Here is a 19,470-nt window from a genome sequence, read left to right on the forward strand (position 1 = left end):
TCTAGAAAAATGCCAGGGTCAGGTTGACGCTGAAGCCGTTGCCTTCTGGGCGGTTCTTGGTGTCGAATTCGGGCACCCAGCGCGCACTGATGTTGGCCTGGGCGTCGGCGAATTTGCCGGCCCAGCCAATCACCGGGCCGGCACCGACCGAGCGCCCGCGATAGCCATGCAGGAAATCGGCAGTGTCGCCTTTGTCATCGGTGATCTGCTGGATGTAGCCGGCCGCCAGCCCAGCACTCCAGCCACTGCCCAATCCGTGGGTCCACAGCGCATCGAGGGTGAAGATGTTGCCGTTGCGATAATCCGTGGCGCGGTTCTCGGTGTAGAACTCAAGCCCGCTGGAAAGGGTGAATTCGCCACCCTTGCCGTCGAGATGAGTGAAGGCCACGGTCGGCATGAACGTGTAATTGTTCTGCCCGGGGTTGGCCAGCCGGTCTTTGTTGTAAGCCCCGGTGGGCACATAAATCGGCAGAGAAAACGCGATGTGGTTGAGTTCGTCGAAGTGATAGCCGGCGGCAATCGGCGTGATCAGCGGGTCGGCGAATTGCGTGCCGGAATCACTGGTGCCGAGGGTCCGCCCGCGAGGGCCGGTGATGGCCGCATCAATGTCGGTGTACTGCAGCGGTATGCCGATAGCAGAGGCGAAATTCCATGGCCCCTTGCCGGTGTCCCACACATGCGTCAGGTTGGTCATGGTGTAAGACACCTTCAGGTCGAGCCCGGTGCTGACTTCACCGGAAATCGGCGCACCACGGCTGCCTTTCAGCGAGCCGTCGTACCAGATGCTGGTCACCGAGACTACCCAGCCCGGCTCGGGTGGGACGATCCCGGCATTGGAAAACACCTGTTGACCGGTGATCGGTCGGCCGACGCCGCCCTCAGCTGCGTAAAGCAGAGGACTGCCGATCATGCACAGCGCCAACAGCGGGCGCACAACGTTGGGCTTGACCATTACAAACTCCGCTTATTGTTTTGAGTTGACCGGGGTCAGTGGCGGCATTTTCCATGCGCCGCTGGCCACTTCCGGTTTTGGCAGATAAAGACGCAGGATCCCGTAGAACGGCCCGTTGGGCGCTGGCAGCCAGTTGGCCTGTTTGTCCTTGCCGGGGTTGTTGTGCTGCACATACAGCGTCAACCCGCCATCGGCATCGAGCTTCATGCCCGGCAACATCGGCGAGTTGATCAGGTAGCGATTGAGCGGATTACTCACCAGCAACTTGGTCTTGGCGTCGTACATCGTCAGTGACCAGAACGCGTCGGCCGGGGGCAGGGCGCCTTTGTCGAAATGCACGGTGTAATCGCGTTTCGAGGCATCGGCGGGTTGCCCGTCCTTGTCGACGAAATAGCTGAAGTAACTGGCTTCTTCGGCACTGTTGCCGAAGATGCCCATGTTGGCGCCGGCGTAGCGGTACAGGTAATCGCCTTTGAGGCGGTCACGGGTGCCAAAGAAATCACCGCTTTCGACTTGATGTGTATCGATTTTGTTTTTCTTGAATTCAGCGAACTCTGCCTGACCGTCGTGGATACCGTCCTCGAGGGCCTTACGCTGCTCTGGGCTGAGCTTTTTCAGGTCAAACGGCTGGCCGGCACCAATGCCGATTTTGGCGAAGCGCGCCAATAGATCCTTTTCAACATCCTGCGGCGGGGCGAAGGCAAGCATGAAATTCAGGTAGCGGAACAGCTCAGGGCTCTCACTCATGCTCGCCGTCGGCTTCGGCCAGCTGACCTTTGGCGCAGGTGCGGGAGCTTTCTGTTTGACGTAATGGCTCAGCGGTTCGACTTTGTAACCTTGCTGGATCTTTTTGACCTTGCCCAGATCCTTGTCGTCGAGCAGCTGTGTACGGTAAAGCGCATAGGCAATGTTGCTTTCGCTGCGCACCATCCGGTCGATATTGACCGGTTGCTGACCTTGCCAGTCCGGGCCGGCAATCATGAAGCGACCGCCATTGTTACCGGTGCTGCGGGTGCCCAGATACGCAAAGTTCTGGGTATACAGATCGATCAGTTGCACCGAGTAATAACGATGCTCTTCGATCGACGGCAAGGTCAGCACCAACGGCTCTGCGCGCAAGTCCATCCAGATGAACGAGTAAGGCGTGTCGGCGTTTGGCGTGATGACGGCCGTGTCTTTGGGTGTGAAGGTCTTGGCGGTGTTGCCGATCTGGTTAAAGGGTTTTTTGTAATTCGGGTCTTTGCTGTTCAGGGCCTGTGAGTACAGCACCTTGTACATCTCCACCACGGGGAAGCCGTAGAGGTAAGCCTCTTTGGCAATCGCCCGGGCTTCTTCGGGGCTGGCGGTGAAATCCTGGGCACCGACGCCGCAGCTGACAAACATCGTCATCAGGCTGTAACCGGCGGCTTTGAGGGCTGCATGCATAGCGATTTCCTTACTTGCCAAACGTCACGTTGAGACCGGCATAGAGGGTGAACTGCGGGAGATCATCGCCCTTGCGGTCGACCGTCCACTGCGGCTCGACGAAGGCGTTGAGAATGTTGCTGCCAGCCTTCCACGCCTTGCCGACACCGAGGCCGATCGGGATGTAGTGGGTGTCGTTTTTCAGGTCGAACGTCCAGGTGCCGGTGGAGCGCAGGTACCAGCCTTTTTCCAGGTTGTGGATGATGAATGGCTGCAGCGTTGCGCTCTCGACGTGCGGGCGATCGTTGTCGCCGGCAAACGAGCTTTGATATTGCACTAGGGCGCCGAGCAGACCGCGCGGCGAGGCATCGATGGCCACGGCGGCGAGGCCACCTTGCCATTTGCCGGTGCCGAGTTCGTCCTGTTCGGCGGTCGGCGCGGTGATCAAGGGGCCGACGCCCAACTGCACGCCCTCGGTCTTCAGGATGAAAATATCGAACAGGTTCAGATCGCCGATGCCGGTGCTGTAACCGTTGTGCGGGTCGGGGCGGGTGCTGATCGGCAGTGTGGCGCGAACCAGTTGCGGCACGCCGATGAAATCGTTCGGAGCAATCGGCAGGGTGCCGCGCAGCAGCACGTCATTGGTGTGCACGTTGCTGTCGTAAAGTCTGGGTGTGTAGTAATCCTGCAGATTCGCGCCCGGTGCGATGTTCAGCGGGTTGTTGCTTTTGTTCGAATCCTCGGCGTTATCCGCTTGCGCGCAACACGCAGCCGCCAGCGTACTCGCCAGAAAAAGAGTCTTCCCCACTCTATTGAACATCTTCCCCGATTCCCTGGTGGCTTATGGATACTCGGCACTTCTCGGCCGTTACGGCGTAATCCCTTTCTTATCAAGCCTGTAGGACACGTCTGAATGACGCTAGCAGCTAATCGGCAGTTAGCCAGTCGAATGGATTAATTCTTTGGTTTTGTGTACGGGTTCACAGGTAATTGTGTACTAACCATTCCATTGTTCATGGTGTAGGAGCTGTCGAGTGAAACGAGGCTGCGATCTTTTGACTTTGCTTTTCAAGATCAAAAGATCGTCCGATCGCGGCCCGAGCCTTCGGCTGCTCCTACCTATGCGTATTTCAATTCGGGATGTTTAATGTTGTTTGGAATTTGCGGAACGTTCCTACAAGGTTTTCAGGTTGTCCGTCGGACGTAGGGTCTCTAGCCTGTCTTCGTCGCTGCCAAATCAGCGACCGGGACTGGAAACCCCGGGGGAAAACTGAACGCAACAGCACCGTTCATGACGTATGCTTGCGCACCTTTTTTGGTGCGTACTTAGTTATGGCGGCTGTGCGTGGGGGACCTTCGGGTCGTCCGGGTTTCTCTATCCCCCGGGTTTCCAGCCTGCGTACAGCTGCCACCCATTCGACCGGAAGCCGAATGGACCAGCTCCACCGTTCGGATAGAGAAAACACCATGAAAAAACCAACACCCAACCCCCCAGAATCAGACGCCGACAGCACATCGCCTTACGCCTCAGTCGACAGTAAAAAACTTCACGAAGCCGCCGACCGCGCCCTCGACTACTACCTCAATCCCGCCGCTCGCATCATGTCCAGTGCCAACGAGCCGGAACCCATGTACCTCGCCAATCCCGGCTACAACACCGAATCCCTGCTCGCCAACGCCAGCGAAACCCTCGGCTCGGCCAGCGAAATGCTGATGAACTTCGCCGCTTCGCTGGAAACCTCTCAGCGCAAGACTGCACTGGGCATCGCACAGGTCGTGAATGATCGTTCCCACGCGCAGCAAAGGAATGCAGCCCTTGACGCTCTGCGTCAAATTCGCGAACTGGAACGCAGGGCGTCCCTTGAGGCATTTCCACGCAGAGCGTGGGAACGATCAAGATCCGCTCTATGCCCGACTGATCCATTCTGTAGCTGTCGAGTGAAATGAGGCGGTGATCTTTTGCTAACGCTTTTCAAGATCAAAAGATCGCAGCCTTCGGCAGCTCCTACACGGGATATCCGGTTTAGCCGTTTTTCTTGGCCTGATCGCGAACGCGTTCTTCCTGCGCACGCGCTTCGGGGGTGAATTCGGCGCCGAAGTCTTCGGCAGAAAATATCTGGCGGATTTCAATATCAGAATCGCCTGACATTGGGTTAGGGCAGCGCTTGACCCATTCAATGGCTTCTTCTTTGGATTTCACCTCCCAGATCCAGTAGCCCGCCACCAGTTCTTTGGTCTCGATGAACGGCCCGTCGATGACCGTGCGTTTGTCCCCGGAGAAACGTACGCGGGCGCCTTTGCTGCTCGGATGCAGGCCATCGCAATCGATCAGGATGCCGGCCTTGACCAGTTCTTCGTTGAAGTTGCCCATGGCGGTGATCAGTTCTTCGCTGGGCATGATGCCGGCTTCCGAGTCGACGCTGGCTTTTACAAGGATCATGAATCGCATGGCGGGTACTCCTTGAGTTTGGTGGGATTCATTGCTTAGTCGAACGGGCCGGTGTTGAATCGACAGGCTTGTAAATAAAAGATGCAGACCTGCGTTTTAACAAGCATCCCCTGCATACGGAATGTGTCGGCCATGCCAATCCTCGAACTCAGCACATTGATCCCCGCCCGCACGCCGGCCGAGGTACTCGACTTCTGCCTTGACGGGGTGAATTTTCCGAAGATCTTCCCGGAACGCATCACGCCGCTGGGCGATGTCGGCCTGCACGATCTACGGATCGAAGCCGGGCGGCAGTTCCGCTTTCGGCACTGGATGTTCAACCTGATTCCGGCGACCTGGACGGTGCTGATCCGCGAAGTGGGTGAGGCACATTTCATTGATGAAATGCTCAAGGGGCCGTTGCGTGCCTTTCGTCATGAACATCGGGTAGCCGCGGGAGAGGGCGGTACGCTTTATACCGACAGGGTGACGTACTCGGCGATTGGCGGAGCGTTCAGCGAGCGCGTGTTGGTGGACGCTTATATGCGGCGGATTTTTCGGGCGCGGCATCGCAACATGCTGCAACTGCTCATGTAGGAGCTGCCGCAGGCTGCGATCTTTTGATCTTGTCGTTAAAAACCAACATCAAAAGATCGCAGCCTTCGGCAGCTCCTACAGGGAGTGTCAGGTTGTATACAATTTTTTGTGCTGTCGCCCGACAATTTTCAAACGGGGCATAGGTCGTCGGACAATTTCGTGGTTAACTTCGGCCTCTTGCATGCTTTCCAATCAAAACATCAGAAGGACTGAAGTCATGGCTCAAGTCACCCTCAAAGGCAATCCGGTTCAAGTCAACGGCCAATTGCCACAAGCCGGTTCCAAGGCGCCAGCCTTTTCCCTGGTTGCCGGCAATCTGTCCGACGTTACCCTGAAAGACTTCGCCGGCAAGCGCAAAGTCCTGAACATCTTCCCAAGCGTCGACACCCCGACCTGCGCGACTTCCGTGCGCAAGTTCAACGCTCAGGCCAACGAAGTGGCAAACACTGTAGTGCTGTGCATCTCGGCTGACCTGCCGTTTGCCCAAGCGCGTTTCTGCGGCGCCGAAGGCCTGGAAAACGTGCAGAACCTGTCGACCCTGCGCGGCGCCGAGTTCATCGAGAACTACGGCGTGGCCATCGCTGATGGCCCACTGAAAGGCCTGACCGCCCGTGCCGTGGTAGTTCTGGACGAAAACGACAACGTCCTGCACAGCGAACTGGTCAAGGAAATCGCTGAAGAGCCGAACTACGACGCTGCTCTGGCCGTACTGAAGTAAGCTCTGCTACAACGCGTTTACAATTGTTAACGGCCTGGCCCTGTCCAGGCCGTTTTCATTTGTGTATCAGTGTTTTGCCTCACACCTTGAAACGTAAGTTGAAGGTAAATTGCCGGTAAAGCTGCTTTGCTAATTCCCCACCAGTGCTTATCGTTCAGCCTCCCGTAAAAGAAGCCCACGCGCCCAATGGTTAATCATTCCATGCAATCGTCCCCACGCAACTCCCGTCGCTGGCTGATCAGCCTGCTTGTCTTGTTGGTTATCGCCGTTCTGTGCTGGAAATTCTGGCCTGCCGGCTCAGCCCACAAGGAGGGCGGAGAGAAAGCGGCCGCCGGGCATACCGGGCGTTCGGGCATGATGCGGCCGGGCTTCGGCGGTGGCGCCGGGCCGATACCGGTGCGCGTGGCACCGGCGGTCACTGGGGACTTCCCGCTGTATTACAAGGCGCTGGGCACGGTCACCGCACTCAATACCATCAATGTGCGCAGTCGAGTTGGCGGCGAACTGGTGAAGATCAATTTCGAAGAAGGCCAGATGGTCAAGGCCGGCGACCTGCTCGCCGAGATCGATCCGCGTCCTTACCAGAATGCCTTGCTGCAGGCCGAAGGCACCTTGCTGCAGAATCAGGCGCAATTGAAAAACGCTCAAGTCGATGTCGAGCGTTATCGCGGCCTGTTCAAAGAGGACAGCATCGCCAAGCAGACCCTGGACACCGCCGAAGCGCTGGTCGGCCAGTACCTGGGCACGGTGAAAACCAATCAGGCGGCCGTCAACGACGCCAAGCTCAATCTCGAATTCACCCGAATTCGCGCGCCGATTGCCGGTCGTGTCGGCCTGCGTCAGGTCGATGTCGGCAACCTCGTTGCGGCCAATGACACCACGTTCCTCGCAGTCATCACCCAGACCCAACCGATCAGCGTCGCCTTCACCTTGCCGGAAAACAGCCTCGAAACCGTACTCGCCCGCTACCGCAGCGGCGCGAAACTGCCGGCCGAAGCGTGGGATCGCGGCGATACCAAACTGCAGGCGACCGGCGTGCTGCAAAGCCTCGACAACCAGATTGATGTCGCCACCGGCACGCTGAAATTCAAGGCGCGTTATGAAAACCGCGATCAGTCGCTGTTCCCCAATCAGTTCGTCAACGTGCACCTGCTGGCAGACACCCTCAAGGGCGTGATTCTGGCACCGTCTGCGGCCATTCAATTCGGCACCAACGGCACCTTCGTCTATGCGCTGGACGGCGACAAGAAAGTCACTATTCGCCAACTGAAGATCGGCGCCAGCGATGGCAATAACACGGTGGTCACCGAAGGCCTGGCTGCTGGCGACCGCGTTGTGCTCGAGGGCACCGACCGCCTGAAAGAGGGCAGCGAAGTGGAGGTGGTCAACGACAGCAACCAGGTCCCGACCACCCCGACCGAACACCTGCAGGGCAAATCGGCCGCCAACCCGACGGACGCGGCAGTGACTGACAAGGCCAAGAAGGGCGCATGAACATTTCGCGGCTGTTCATCCTCCGTCCGGTAGCCACTACCCTGAGCATGCTGGCCATTGTCCTGGCCGGCTTGATCGCTTACCGTCTGTTGCCGGTTTCGGCGTTGCCGCAGGTCGACTACCCGACCATCCGCGTCATGACCCTGTATCCCGGCGCCAGCCCGGACGTGATGACCAGCGCCGTCACCGCGCCGCTCGAGCGCCAGTTCGGGCAGATGCCGGGCCTGACGCAAATGGCCTCGACCAGTTCCGGCGGCGCCTCGGTGCTGACCCTGCGTTTCAGCCTCGATATCAACATGGACGTCGCCGAGCAACAGGTGCAAGCCGCCATCAACGCGGCAACCAACCTGCTGCCGAGCGATCTGCCGGCACCGCCGGTGTACAACAAGGTCAACCCGGCCGACACCCCGGTGCTGACCCTGGCCATCACCTCGAAAACCATGTTGCTGCCCAAGCTCAATGACCTGGTCGACACGCGCATGGCGCAGAAAATCGCCCAGATCAGCGGCGTCGGCATGGTCAGCATCGCCGGCGGCCAGCGTCAGGCCGTGCGGATCAAGGTCAACCCCGAGGCACTGGCGGCCAACAGCCTGAACCTGTCGGATGTGCGCACCCTGATCGGTGCCTCCAACGTCAACCAGCCGAAAGGCAACTTCGACGGCCCGACCCGGGTATCGATGCTCGACGCCAACGACCAACTGACGTCGCCTGCGGATTACGCCAACCTGATCCTTGCCTACAAGAACGGCGCACCGTTGCGCCTCAAGGATGTCGCGGAAATCGTCGATGGCGCCGAAAACGAACGTCTCGCCGCGTGGGCCAACCAGAATCAGGCCGTCCTGCTGAACATTCAACGCCAGCCGGGCGCCAACGTCATCGAAGTGGTCGACCGCATCAAGGCGCTGCTGCCGAGCATCACCGACAACTTGCCGGCCGGTCTCGATGTCACCGTGTTGACCGACCGGACGCAAACCATCCGCGCCTCGGTTACTGACGTCCAGCATGAATTGCTGATCGCCATTGCGCTGGTGGTGATGGTCACGTTCCTGTTCCTGCGCCGCGCCAGTGCGACGATTATTCCCTCGGTGGCCGTGCCTTTGTCGCTGATCGGCACCTTCGGGGTGATGTACCTGGCCGGCTTCTCGGTCAACAACCTGACCCTGATGGCGTTGACCATCGCCACTGGTTTTGTGGTCGACGATGCCATCGTCATGCTGGAAAACATCTCCCGATTCATCGAGGAGGGCGACAGCCCGATGCAGGCGGCGCTGAAAGGTGCCAAGCAGATCGGCTTCACCCTGATCTCGCTGACCCTGTCGCTGATCGCGGTCCTGATTCCGTTGCTGTTCATGGCCGACGTGGTCGGGCGCCTGTTCCGCGAGTTCGCCATTACCCTGGCCGTCGCCATCCTGATTTCCCTGGTGGTCTCGCTGACCCTGACGCCAATGATGTGCGCGCGTCTGCTCAAGCGTGAACCGGAAGAGCACGAACAGGGCCGTTTCTATCGCGCCAGTGGTGCGGTGATCGACTGGATGATTGCCGAATACGGACGGATGCTGCGTTGGGTGCTGAAACACCAGCCCCTGACCTTGCTGGTGGCGATTGGCACCTTGGCATTGACCGTATTCCTTTACATGGTCGTGCCAAAGGGCTTCTTCCCGGTGCAGGACACCGGGGTGATCCAGGGCATTTCCGAGGCGCCGCAATCGATCTCCTTTGCCGCGATGGGTGATCGCCAACAGGCACTGGCGAAGATCATTCTTGAAGACCCCGCGGTTCAGAGCCTGTCGTCCTACATCGGTGTCGACGGCGACAACGCGACGCTCAACAGTGGCCGCTTGCTGATCAACCTCAAACCGCATGGCGATCGTGATCTCACGGCCAGTGAAGTCATTGCGCGGTTGCAGCCGCAAGTCGACAAACTCGTTGGTATACGGTTGTTCATGCAGCCGGTGCAGGACCTGACCATTGAAGACCGTGTCAGCCGCACGCAGTATCAGTTCAGCATGTCTTCGCCGGATTCCGAGTTGCTCAGCCAATGGAGCGGCCGTCTGGTCGAGGCGCTGGCGCAGCGTCCGGAACTGACGGACGTGGCCAGTGATTTGCAGGACAAGGGTTTGCAGGTGTATCTGGTGATTGACCGTGATGCGGCCTCGCGTCTCGGCGTGTCAGTGGCGAACATCACTGATGCGCTGTACGACGCTTTCGGCCAACGGCAGATTTCGACCATCTACACCCAGGCCAGCCAGTACCGCGTGGTGCTGCAGGCTCAGGCCGGTGAGAAGATCGGCCCGCAGGCGCTGGACCAGATTCACGTCAAGACCACGGACGGCGCGCAGGTGCGCCTGTCGAGTCTGGCCCACGTCGAGGAACGCCAGGCGCAACTGGCGATCACCCACATCGGCCAGTTCCCGGCTGTGATGATGTCGTTCAACCTTGCGCCGGGTGTGGCGCTGGGGCATGCGGTGGACGTGATCGAGCAGGTACAGAAAGACATCGGCATGCCGGTGGGCGTGCAGACGCAATTCCAGGGCGCCGCCGAGGCGTTCCAGGCATCGCTGTCGAGCACCTTGCTGCTGATTCTGGCCGCCGTGGTGACCATGTACATCGTGCTCGGCGTGCTTTATGAAAGTTACATTCACCCGATCACCATTCTTTCGACGTTGCCATCGGCCGCCGTTGGCGCCTTGCTGGCATTGCTGCTCAGCGGCAACGACCTGGGCATGATCGCGATCATCGGCATCATTCTGTTGATCGGTATTGTGAAAAAGAACGCGATCATGATGATCGACTTCGCCCTCGATGCTGAGCGCAACCAGGGCATGGCGCCGGAACAGGCGATTTACCAGGCGGCGCTGCTGCGCTTCCGGCCGATCCTGATGACCACGCTGGCGGCATTGTTCGGTGCGGTGCCGCTGATGCTGGCCACCGGTTCTGGCGCCGAGCTGCGTCAACCGTTGGGTCTGGTGATGGTCGGCGGCTTGCTGGTCAGCCAGGTGCTGACGCTGTTCACCACCCCGGTGATCTACCTGTACTTCGACCGTCTCGGCCGACGCTTTGGCAGAACCAATGCCGACGCCGAAGAGGTCTCGGTATGACCGTCCGTACACATAACTCCTGTAGGAGTGAGCCTGCTCGCGATGAGGCCAGCCCCTGCAACATCAATGTAAACAGACACACCGCTATCGTGAGCCGGCTCATTCCTACAGGGGATTGGTGTGACGTTGGGGATAGCGTGCGATGAATCTGTCCGGTCCTTTCATCAAGCGTCCGGTAGCGACCATGCTCCTGAGTCTGGCAATCATGCTTCTGGGCGGTGTCAGCTTCGGCTTGTTGCCAGTGGCGCCGTTGCCGCAAATGGATTTCCCGGTGATCGTGGTGCAGGCGAGCCTGCCCGGTGCCAGTCCGGAAGTCATGGCGTCCACGGTGGCGACGCCGCTGGAACGCTCGTTCGGTGCCATCGCTGGCGTCAACACCATGAGCAGCCGTTCCAGCCAGGGTTCGACCCGGGTCATTCTGCAATTTGACCTCGACCGCGACATCAATGGCGCAGCGCGTGAAGTGCAGGCCGCGATCAACGCCTCGCGCAACCTGTTGCCAAGCGGGATGCGCAGCATGCCGACCTACAAGAAGGTCAATCCGTCGCAAGCGCCGATCATGGTGCTGTCGCTGACCTCGGACGTGCTGGAAAAGGGCCAGCTGTACGATCTGGCCTCGACCATTCTGTCGCAGAGCCTGTCGCAGGTGCAGGGCGTCGGTGAAGTGCAGATCGGCGGCAGTTCGCTGCCGGCGGTGCGTATCGAACTTGAACCGCAGGCGCTGAACCAGTACGGCGTGGCGCTCGATGATGTGCGCAAGACCATCGCCGATGCCAACGTACGTCGGCCCAAGGGGTCGGTCGAAGACAGCCAGCGGTTGTGGCAGATTCAGGCCAATGATCAACTGGAAAAAGCCAAGGATTACGAATCGCTGATCATCCACTACGCCGATGGCGCCGCGCTGCGCCTGAAGGATGTGGCCAAGGTCAGCGACGGCGTCGAAGACCGTTACAACAGCGGTTTCTTCAACGATGATGCAGCCGTCTTGTTGGTGATCAACCGGCAGGCCGGTGCCAACATCATCGAGACCGTCAACGAGATCAAGGCGCAACTTCCAGCGCTGCAAGCGGTATTGCCAGCCAGTGTGAAGCTCAATCTGGCGATGGATCGCTCGCCGGTGATCAAGGCGACCCTGCACGAAGCCGAGATGACCTTGCTGATTGCCGTGGCGCTGGTGATCCTGGTGGTGTTCCTGTTCCTTGGTAACTTCCGCGCCTCGCTGATTCCGACGCTGGCCGTGCCGGTGTCGCTGGTCGGTACCTTCGCGGTGATGTACCTCTACGGATTCTCGCTGAACAATCTGTCGTTGATGGCTCTGATTCTCGCCACCGGGTTGGTGGTCGACGACGCCATCGTGGTGCTGGAGAACATTTCCCGGCACATCGACGAAGGCGTCAAACCGATGCAGGCTGCGTACCTCGGAGCCAAGGAAGTCGGCTTCACCTTGCTGTCGATGAACGTGTCGCTGGTCGCGGTGTTTTTATCGATCCTGTTCATGGGCGGGATTGTCGAGAGTCTGTTCCGTGAGTTCTCGATCACGCTGGCTGCCGCAATTGTGGTGTCACTGGTGGTTTCCCTGACGCTAACACCGATGCTCTGCGCACGCTGGCTCAAGCCGCACACGCCGGGCCAGGAAAACCGCCTGCAACGCTGGAGCCGGCGGACCAACGACTGGATGGTCGGCAAATACGCCACCAGCCTGGATTGGGTGCTGCGCCACCGCCGCCTGACGTTGCTGAGTCTGCTGATCACCGTCGGGGTGAACGTCGCACTGTACGTCGTGGTGCCGAAAACCTTCATGCCGCAGCAGGACACTGGCCAATTGATCGGTTTCGTGCGCGGTGATGACGGTCTGTCATTCAGCGTGATGCAGCCGAAAATGGAAGTTTTCCGCCGCGCCGTGCTCAAGGACGAAGCCGTGGAAAGTGTTGCCGGGTTCATCGGCGGCACCAACGGCACCAACAACGCCTTCATGCTGGTGCGGCTGAAACCGATCAAGGAACGTCAGCTGTCGGCGCAGAAAGTCATCGAACGCCTGCGCAAGGAAATGCCCAAGGTCGCCGGTGCACAACTGATGCTGATGGCGGACCAGGATCTGCAATTTGGCGGAGGCCGCGAGCAGACTTCGTCGCAGTACAGTTACATCCTGCAAAGCGGTGATCTGGGTGAGTTGCGCAAGTGGTATCCAAAAGTCGTGGCCGCGCTTCGAGCCTTGCCCGAACTGACCGCCATTGACGCCAGAGAAGGGGCGGGTGCGCAGCAGGTGACGTTGATTGTCGACCGTGACCAGGCCAAACGCCTTGGCGTGGACATGGACATGGTCACGGCGGTGCTGAACAACGCTTACAGCCAGCGGCAGATTTCGACGATCTACGACAGCCTCAACCAGTACCAGGTGGTGATGGAGGTCAATCCGAAATACGCCCAGGACCCGGTGACGCTCAAGCAGGTGCAGGTGATCACCGCTGACGGCGCGCGGATTCCACTGTCGACCTTCGCGCATTATGAAAACAGCCTGGAAGACGACCGCGTCAGCCACGAAGGCCAGTTCGCCTCGGAGGACATTGCCTTCGACATGGCCGAAGGCGTCACGGTGGAGCAGGGCAGCGCGGCCATTGAACGGGCGATCGCCAAGGTCGGCTTGCCGGAAGATGTCATTGCGAAAATGGCCGGTACTGCCGACGCCTTTGCCGCCACTCAGAAGAGTCAGCCGTTCATGATCCTCGGTGCGCTGCTGGCGGTGTATCTGGTACTCGGCGTGCTGTATGAAAGCTATATTCACCCGCTGACGATTCTCTCGACCTTGCCGTCGGCAGGTGTCGGGGCGCTACTGTCGATCTATGCGTTGGGTGGCGAGTTCAGCCTGATTTCATTGCTCGGCCTGTTCCTGCTGATCGGTGTGGTGAAGAAAAACGCCATCCTGATGATCGACCTCGCCTTGCAACTGGAGCGTCATCAGGGCATGACCCCGCTGGAATCGATCCGCAGCGCCTGCCTGCAACGACTGCGCCCGATCCTGATGACCACGCTGGCAGCGATTCTCGGCGCCTTGCCGTTGCTGCTCGGCCGCGCCGAAGGTGCGGAAATGCGTCAGCCATTGGGCCTGACGATTATCGGCGGGCTGATTTTCAGCCAGGTGCTGACGCTCTACACCACACCCGTGGTTTACCTTTATCTCGACAAGCTGCGCCATCGCTTCAACAAATGGCGTGGCGTGCGCACTGACGCCGCTCTGGAAACTCCGCTATGACTGACCGTTCGCTTATCCATCTGGCCTCTGTTCGCGGCTCGCGTCTGTTGAGCCTGTCGCTGTGCGTGGCGTTGCTCAGTGCCTGCGCTGTCGGCCCGGACTACCAGCGCCCGCAAACCGCTGAAATTGCCCAGTACAAGGAAGCCGAAGGCTGGCGTCAGGCCAATCCCAGCGATTCGCTGGCGCGTGGTGCCTGGTGGGAACTGTACGGTGATCAGCAGCTCAACGGGCTGATCGAGAAGCTCAACAGCTCCAACCAGACCGTCGCGCAATCCGAAGCCCAGTTCCGTCAGGCCCAGGCGCTGGTGCGCAGTGCGCGCGGGGCGTTTTACCCGAATGTCGATCTGAGCGTGGGCAAGACCCGCTCCAGTCAGGGCACCGGCAGCAGCAGTTCGAGTCTGAGCAGTTCTTCCAGCGGGATTCGCGACACCTACAACGCGCAGTTGGGCGTCAGTTGGGAAGCCGACATTTGGGGTAAATTGCGCCGTGGGCTGGAGGCGGATCAAGCCAGTGCCCAGGCGAGTTTTGCCGATCTGGCGGCGATGCGCCTGAGCCAGCAGTCGGAGCTGGTGCAGAACTACCTGCAATTACGAGTGATCGATCAGCAGAAACGACTGCTCGAAGCCACCGTTGCGGCGTATGAACGTTCGCTGAAAATGACGCAGAACCAGTACCGCGCCGGTGTTTCCGGGCGAGACGCGGTGGCCCAGGCGCAAACCCAGCTGAAAAGCACCCAGGCTGATCTGGTCGATCTGATCTGGCAGCGCGCGCAGTTCGAGAACGCGATTGCCGTGCTGGCCGGGCAAGCCCCGGCGGATTTCAATATCGCCGAAACGCAGAACATTCCCAACCTGCCACAAGTGCCGTTGAGTCTGCCTTCGCAACTGCTCGAACGGCGTCCCGACATCGCCTCGGCCGAGCGTTCGGTGATTGCGGCCAATGCCAACATCGGCGTGGCGAAAGCGGCGTATTACCCCGACCTGTCGCTGAGTCTGAGCGGCGGTTACAGCAGCAGTACCTCAAATGACTTGATCAGTTTGCCCAACCGTTTCTGGTCGGTCGGGCCCAAGCTGGACTTGCCGCTGTTCGACGGCGGCATTCGTTCGGCGGAGGTTGACCGGACCGAAGCGGTGTATGACCAGACCGTGGCCAAGTATCGCCAGACCGTACTGGATGGTTTTCGCGAGGTGGAAAACTACCTGGTGCAACTCAAGGTGTATGAAGACGAAGCGGCGGTGCGCCAGGAAGCGCTCGACGCGGCGCGTGATTCGCTGCGTCTGACGGAAAACCAGTACAAGGCCGGATTGATTGCCTACATCGACGTGGTCGTGGTGCAAGCCACGGCATTAAGCAACGAGCGCAGCGTGCTGAACATCCTGCAGAGCCGCCTGATCGCCAGCGTGCAACTGATCGCCGCATTGGGCGGTGGTTGGGACGGGCAACTGGATGTGAGCGACTCCAAGTGACGATAGCCTCCCTTTAGAACCTGCCGCAGGCTGCGAGATCAAAATCAAAAGATCGCAGCCTCCGGCAGCTCCTACAGGGCGGCGGCTTCTGTAGGAGCTGTCGAGTGAAACGAGGCTGCGATCTTCTGATCTTGTCTGTTAAGGAAATCAAGGTCAAAAGATCGCAGCCTCCGGCAGCTCCTACAGGGCGGCGGCTTATGTAGGAGCTGTCGAGTGAAACGAGGCTGCGATCCTTTGATCTTGTCTGTTAAGGAAATCAGGGTTAAAAGATCGCAGCCTCCGGCAGCTCCTACAGGGGCGGCGGCTTCTGTAGGAGCTGTCGAGTGAAACGAGGCTGCGATCTTCTGATCTTGTCTGTTAAAGAATCAAAATCAAAAGATCGCAGCCTTCGGCAGCTCCTACAGGGGCGGCGGCTTCTGTAGGAGCTGTCGAGTGAAACGAGGCTGCGATCCTTTGATCTTGTCTGTTAAGGAAATCAAGGTCAAAAGATCGCAGCCTCCGGCAGCTCCTACAGGGGGAGAAGTGCTTTCCAGAGCCTTGTAGGACGATCAAACAAACGTTTCATCGGGTTAGTGGCAATTTGATTACTTTGTCAGTGCGTTCTTCTGTGCAATCAGTACAATCGGCGCATTTGCCCGGCCGAGAATGGACGCAGTACGGATCGGGTAGCCACGAGAATGCACATGCTCATCGGTAGTTATTCGTTCACCCTGGTTTTCATTTCGCTGTGCGTGGCGATCCTCGCGTCATACACCGCACTTGACCTGACCGGGCGCATCGCCACCGCCAAGGGACGTGCCGTGCAGTTCTGGACGGCAGGCGGTGCGCTGGCCATGGGCGTCGGCGTCTGGTCGATGCACTTCATCGGCATGCTCGCCTTCAAACTGCCGATCGATCTGGGCTACGACATCACCATTACCGCACTATCGCTGCTGATCGCGGTGCTGTCCTGCGGGTTTGCCTTGTGGCTGGTCAGCCAGCCGAAATTGCCGATCCTGCAGCATGCATTCGGCGCCTTGATCATGGGCGCCGGCATCAGCGCGATGCATTACACCGGGATGGCCGCCATGCGCATGACACCCGGGATCGACTATGACCCGGCGCTGTTCGGCGCGTCCTTGTTGATCGCCGTCGGTGCTTCGGCCGCCGCCCTGTGGATCGCCTTCCGCCTGCGTCAGCATTCGCCCTATGTGCGCCTGATTCGCGCCGGGGCAGCGGTGATCATGGGCATTGCCATTGTCGGCATGCATTACACCGGCATGGCCGCCGCGCAGTTTCCCGATGGCAGCTTCTGCGGCGCCACCCTCAATGGTCTGAAGGGCAACGGCCTCGACAGCCTGGTGCTGATCACCACGCTGGCTGTGCTGTCGATCGCATTGCTCACATCGATCCTCGACGCACGCCTCGAAGCGCGCACCGCCGATCTGGCGCACTCGCTGACGGTGGCCAACCGCGAACTTACGCAACTGGCGCTGCACGACACACTGACCGGTCTGCCCAATCGCATGCTGCTCGATGACCGGATCACTCAGGCGATGAAAAAAGTCCATGAGCAGGGCGGCTGTTTTGCCTTGATGTTCATCGATCTGGACGGATTCAAACCGGTCAATGATGCTTTCGGCCACCACATGGGCGATCAGTTGTTGCGCGAAGTGGGCGTGCGCCTGCGCGAAGATTTACGCAGCCTGGACACCCTGGCGCGGATTGGCGGCGACGAGTTTGTGCTGTTGGTGCGCCTGACCGAACCCAATGATGCATTGGGTCTGGCGGCGCGTCAGGTGGGCCTGATTGCGCGGCCGTTCCGTGTTGCCGAACATGATTTGCAGATTTCCGCCAGCGTTGGCATTGCTCTGTACCCGGGCAATGGCCTGAACGCTCAGGAGCTGTTAATGAATGCCGACGCGGCTATGTACCACGCCAAGGGGCTCGGCAAAAACGGTTATAGCTTCTTTGACGCGTCGATGAACAACAACGCGCGCAAGCAGTTGCAGCTGCTGCAGGACCTGCGCGCGGCACTGGAACATAGCCAGTTCAGCTTGTATTACCAGCCCAAGTTCAACGCAGCCACGGGTAACCCGGTTGGTGCCGAAGCACTGTTGCGCTGGCAGCATCCGCTGCACGGCATGCTCATGCCGGACAAGTTCATCGAGCTCGCGGAGAAGACCGGCCTGATCATCCCGATCGGCGAATGGGTGCTCAACGAGGCCTGTCGGCAGATGCGCGAGTGGTACGTGCTTGGCTACACCGACTGGCGTATTGCGGTGAACCTGTCGGCGTTGCAGTTTTGCCATGCCGGGCTGGTACAAAGCGTTGCCAAGGCGCTGGCCACGCATCATTTGCCGGCCAACAGCCTGACCCTGGAAATTACTGAAACCACGGCCATGAGCGATGCGGACGCGAGCATGACGGTGTTGCAGGAGTTGTCGGACATGGGCGTTGACCTGTCAATCGACGACTTTGGTACCGGTTATTCGAGCCTGATGTACCTCAAGCGCCTGCCGGCCAATGAGCTGAAAATTGACCGTGGTTTTGTCCGCGATCTTGAGCACGACAGTGATGATGCGGCGATTGTGTCGGCGATTGTCGCGCTGGGTCAGGCACTGGGTTTGCGTATTGTCGCCGAAGGTGTTGAAACCGGCGTGCAGCAGGACTTCCTGACTCAGCTTGGCTGTGATTCGTTGCAAGGTTATCTGCTCGGGCATCCGATGCCGGCAGATCGCTTCATGCAAGACATCGTGCGCGGCAAGGAACTGTCAGCAGTCTGAGGTTTATTGTGGTGAGGGGATTTGCATAGGCGGTTCTGCTGCCAACACAGCCCATGCAAAACCCGTCAAGGGCGGTTATTCTTCCCCCCGACTGTTACGTGTGCATTGGGGGGAAAGGCCAGCATGGATAAAGTCATTGTGATCACCGGTGGCGGGCGCGGGATCGGCGCCGCTACGGCGCTGTTGGCTGCCGAGCAAGGCTATCGGATCTGCATCAATTACCAGCAAGACGAACAGGCCGCGCAAAGCGTGCTGGAACAAGTCCGTGCTCTGGGCGCACAAGCCATTGCGGTCCGCGCCGACGTCAGTATCGAAGACGAAGTGGTCGCGCTGTTTCACCGGGTCGACACCGAATTGGGCCGCGTCACCGCACTGGTGAACAATGCTGGCACGGTCGGACACAAATCTCGGGTCGATGAAATGTCCGAATTCCGCATCCTCAAAATCATGAAAACCAATGTGCTGGCGCCAATCCTCTGTGCCAAGCACGCGATTCTGCGCATGTCGCCCAAACACGGCGGGCAGGGCGGCAGCATCGTCAACGTCTCTTCGGTGGCTTCGCGACTGGGCTCGCCGAATGAGTACGTCGATTACGCCGCCTCGAAAGGCGCGCTCGACTCGTTCACCATCGGTTTGTCCAAGGAAGTGGCAGGCGAGGGGATTCGCGTCAATGCGGTACGTCCGGGGTTCATCTATACCGATTTCCACGCACTGAGTGGCGATCCGGATCGGGTCAGCAAGCTGGAGTCAGCGATTCCAATGGCCCGTGGGGGGCGGCCGGATGAGGTGGCAGAGGCGATTGTCTGGTTGTTGTCGGATAAGGCTTCGTATGCGACCGGGACGTTTGTTGATCTCGGTGGCGGGCGTTAATTTTTTAAATCTATGTGAATAGTTGCGGCCCCATCGCTGGCAAGCCAGCTCCCACAGGGATCTTCAGCGTACACAAAATGTGTGAGCGACCAAGAAACCTGTGGGAGCTGGCTTGCCAGCGATGAAGCCCGCGCATTCAACATCGAATTATCAGAACGACCGCACGATCCGCCCCAACGTCTCCATGGCCTTTTCCGAATCCTCGGTCCACGGGCTGCCGTAATTAAGGCGAATACAATTCCTGAAACGCTGCGTCGGCGAAAAAATCGATCCCGGTGCGATGCTGATGCCCTGCGCCAATGCCATCTGAAACAGCTTCAGCGAATCCATCTCCCACAGGGATCTTCAGCGTACACAAAATGTGTGAGCGACCAAGAAACCTGTGGGAGCTGGCTTGCCAGCGATGAAGCCCGCGCATTCAACATCGA

12 protein-coding genes and 2 pseudogenes are annotated in these 19,470 nt (G+C 59.2%); 9 read left to right on the forward strand and 5 right to left on the reverse strand.

Translation table 11 applies throughout. The features are described from left to right. Position 1 precedes the first annotated feature (1 nt). From EJA70_RS24210 to EJA70_RS24220, 3 genes are read right to left on the reverse strand one after another with little or no spacing between them, the layout of a single operon-like run. On the reverse strand, positions 2-952 hold the full coding sequence (locus tag EJA70_RS24210; RefSeq protein WP_158834079.1) for a transporter: 951 nt from the start codon (positions 950-952) through the stop codon (positions 2-4). A gap of 12 nt (positions 953-964) precedes the next feature. Further along, positions 965-2,377, reverse strand: a complete 1,413-nt coding sequence (locus tag EJA70_RS24215) for a DUF1254 domain-containing protein (RefSeq protein ID WP_158834081.1) — start codon at positions 2,375-2,377, stop codon at positions 965-967. A gap of 10 nt (positions 2,378-2,387) precedes the next feature. Next, positions 2,388-3,176 carry a hypothetical protein gene (locus tag EJA70_RS24220; protein WP_158834083.1) on the reverse strand — a complete coding sequence of 263 codons (789 nt, stop codon included), beginning with the start codon at positions 3,174-3,176 and terminating at the stop codon, positions 2,388-2,390. Between the two features lie 647 nt (positions 3,177-3,823). Here EJA70_RS24220 and EJA70_RS24225 point away from each other — a divergent pair. Continuing rightward, positions 3,824-4,135, forward strand: a pseudogene (locus EJA70_RS24225) (DUF6124 family protein); the annotation flags it as partial. 244 nt (positions 4,136-4,379) lie between these two features. Here the strand turns inward: EJA70_RS24225 and EJA70_RS24230 are convergent. Then, a complete protein-coding gene (locus EJA70_RS24230) occupies positions 4,380-4,805 on the reverse strand; it encodes a YciI family protein (protein ID WP_158834085.1) in 426 nt (141 codons plus the stop codon). A gap of 132 nt (positions 4,806-4,937) precedes the next feature. On the opposite strand from EJA70_RS24230, the gene EJA70_RS24235 reads away from it, so the two are divergent. From EJA70_RS24235 to EJA70_RS24270, 8 genes are all read left to right on the forward strand, one after another. Further along, a complete protein-coding gene (locus EJA70_RS24235; RefSeq protein WP_158834087.1) occupies positions 4,938-5,381 on the forward strand; it encodes a polyketide cyclase in 444 nt (147 codons plus the stop codon). A gap of 217 nt (positions 5,382-5,598) precedes the next feature. Then, complete coding sequence (gene tpx / locus EJA70_RS24240; RefSeq protein WP_008086450.1) at positions 5,599-6,099, forward strand: thiol peroxidase; 501 nt, start codon at positions 5,599-5,601, stop codon at positions 6,097-6,099. A gap of 186 nt (positions 6,100-6,285) precedes the next feature. Further along, the gene (locus tag EJA70_RS24245) at positions 6,286-7,593 is read left to right on the forward strand and encodes an MdtA/MuxA family multidrug efflux RND transporter periplasmic adaptor subunit (RefSeq protein ID WP_008086448.1); all 1,308 of its coding nucleotides are present in this window, start codon (positions 6,286-6,288) and stop codon (positions 7,591-7,593) included. Next, the gene (locus EJA70_RS24250) at positions 7,590-10,691 is read left to right on the forward strand and encodes an MdtB/MuxB family multidrug efflux RND transporter permease subunit (RefSeq protein WP_158834089.1); all 3,102 of its coding nucleotides are present in this window, start codon (positions 7,590-7,592) and stop codon (positions 10,689-10,691) included. The genes EJA70_RS24245 and EJA70_RS24250 overlap by 4 nt, the downstream gene beginning before the upstream one ends. A 142-nt stretch (positions 10,692-10,833) precedes the next feature. After that, on the forward strand, positions 10,834-13,941 hold the full coding sequence (locus tag EJA70_RS24255) for an efflux RND transporter permease subunit (RefSeq protein ID WP_158834091.1): 3,108 nt from the start codon (positions 10,834-10,836) through the stop codon (positions 13,939-13,941). After that, on the forward strand, positions 13,938-15,407 hold the full coding sequence (locus EJA70_RS24260; RefSeq protein ID WP_158834093.1) for an efflux transporter outer membrane subunit: 1,470 nt from the start codon (positions 13,938-13,940) through the stop codon (positions 15,405-15,407). Before EJA70_RS24255 ends, EJA70_RS24260 begins: the two co-directional genes overlap by 4 nt. Before the next feature lie 683 nt (positions 15,408-16,090). Beyond that, complete coding sequence (locus EJA70_RS24265) at positions 16,091-18,172, forward strand: bifunctional diguanylate cyclase/phosphodiesterase (protein WP_158834095.1); 2,082 nt, start codon at positions 16,091-16,093, stop codon at positions 18,170-18,172. Positions 18,173-18,295: 123 nt separating this feature from the next. After that, entirely contained in the window at positions 18,296-19,042 is a 747-nt protein-coding gene (locus EJA70_RS24270) for an SDR family oxidoreductase (protein WP_008087201.1), read from the forward strand. A 150-nt stretch (positions 19,043-19,192) separates the two neighbouring features. Here EJA70_RS24270 and EJA70_RS24275 read toward each other — a convergent pair. After that, positions 19,193-19,375 (reverse strand): annotated as a pseudogene (locus tag EJA70_RS24275) (PLP-dependent aminotransferase family protein); the annotation flags it as partial. Between the last annotated feature and the right edge of the window lie 95 nt (positions 19,376-19,470).

Source organism: Pseudomonas sp. PB103, from assembly GCF_009764635.1.
Taxonomy (GTDB): domain Bacteria; phylum Pseudomonadota; class Gammaproteobacteria; order Pseudomonadales; family Pseudomonadaceae; genus Aquipseudomonas.

Bases quoted from the DNA above. Each gene is read 5' to 3' on its own strand.
- EJA70_RS24245 (WP_008086448.1), top strand. From the start codon at position 6,286: ATGGTTAATCATTCCATGCAATCGTCCCCACGCAACTCCCGTCGCTGG.
- EJA70_RS24230 (WP_158834085.1), bottom strand. From the start codon at position 4,805: ATGCGATTCATGATCCTTGTAAAAGCCAGCGTCGACTCGGAAGCCGGC.
- tpx (WP_008086450.1), top strand. From the start codon at position 5,599: ATGGCTCAAGTCACCCTCAAAGGCAATCCGGTTCAAGTCAACGGCCAA.
- EJA70_RS24215 (WP_158834081.1), bottom strand. From the start codon at position 2,377: ATGCATGCAGCCCTCAAAGCCGCCGGTTACAGCCTGATGACGATGTTT.
- EJA70_RS24260 (WP_158834093.1), top strand. From the start codon at position 13,938: ATGACTGACCGTTCGCTTATCCATCTGGCCTCTGTTCGCGGCTCGCGT.
- EJA70_RS24235 (WP_158834087.1), top strand. From the start codon at position 4,938: ATGCCAATCCTCGAACTCAGCACATTGATCCCCGCCCGCACGCCGGCC.
- EJA70_RS24250 (WP_158834089.1), top strand. From the start codon at position 7,590: ATGAACATTTCGCGGCTGTTCATCCTCCGTCCGGTAGCCACTACCCTG.
- EJA70_RS24210 (WP_158834079.1), bottom strand. From the start codon at position 952: ATGGTCAAGCCCAACGTTGTGCGCCCGCTGTTGGCGCTGTGCATGATC.
- EJA70_RS24265 (WP_158834095.1), top strand. From the start codon at position 16,091: ATGCTCATCGGTAGTTATTCGTTCACCCTGGTTTTCATTTCGCTGTGC.
- EJA70_RS24270 (WP_008087201.1), top strand. From the start codon at position 18,296: ATGGATAAAGTCATTGTGATCACCGGTGGCGGGCGCGGGATCGGCGCC.
- EJA70_RS24255 (WP_158834091.1), top strand. From the start codon at position 10,834: ATGAATCTGTCCGGTCCTTTCATCAAGCGTCCGGTAGCGACCATGCTC.
- EJA70_RS24220 (WP_158834083.1), bottom strand. From the start codon at position 3,176: ATGTTCAATAGAGTGGGGAAGACTCTTTTTCTGGCGAGTACGCTGGCG.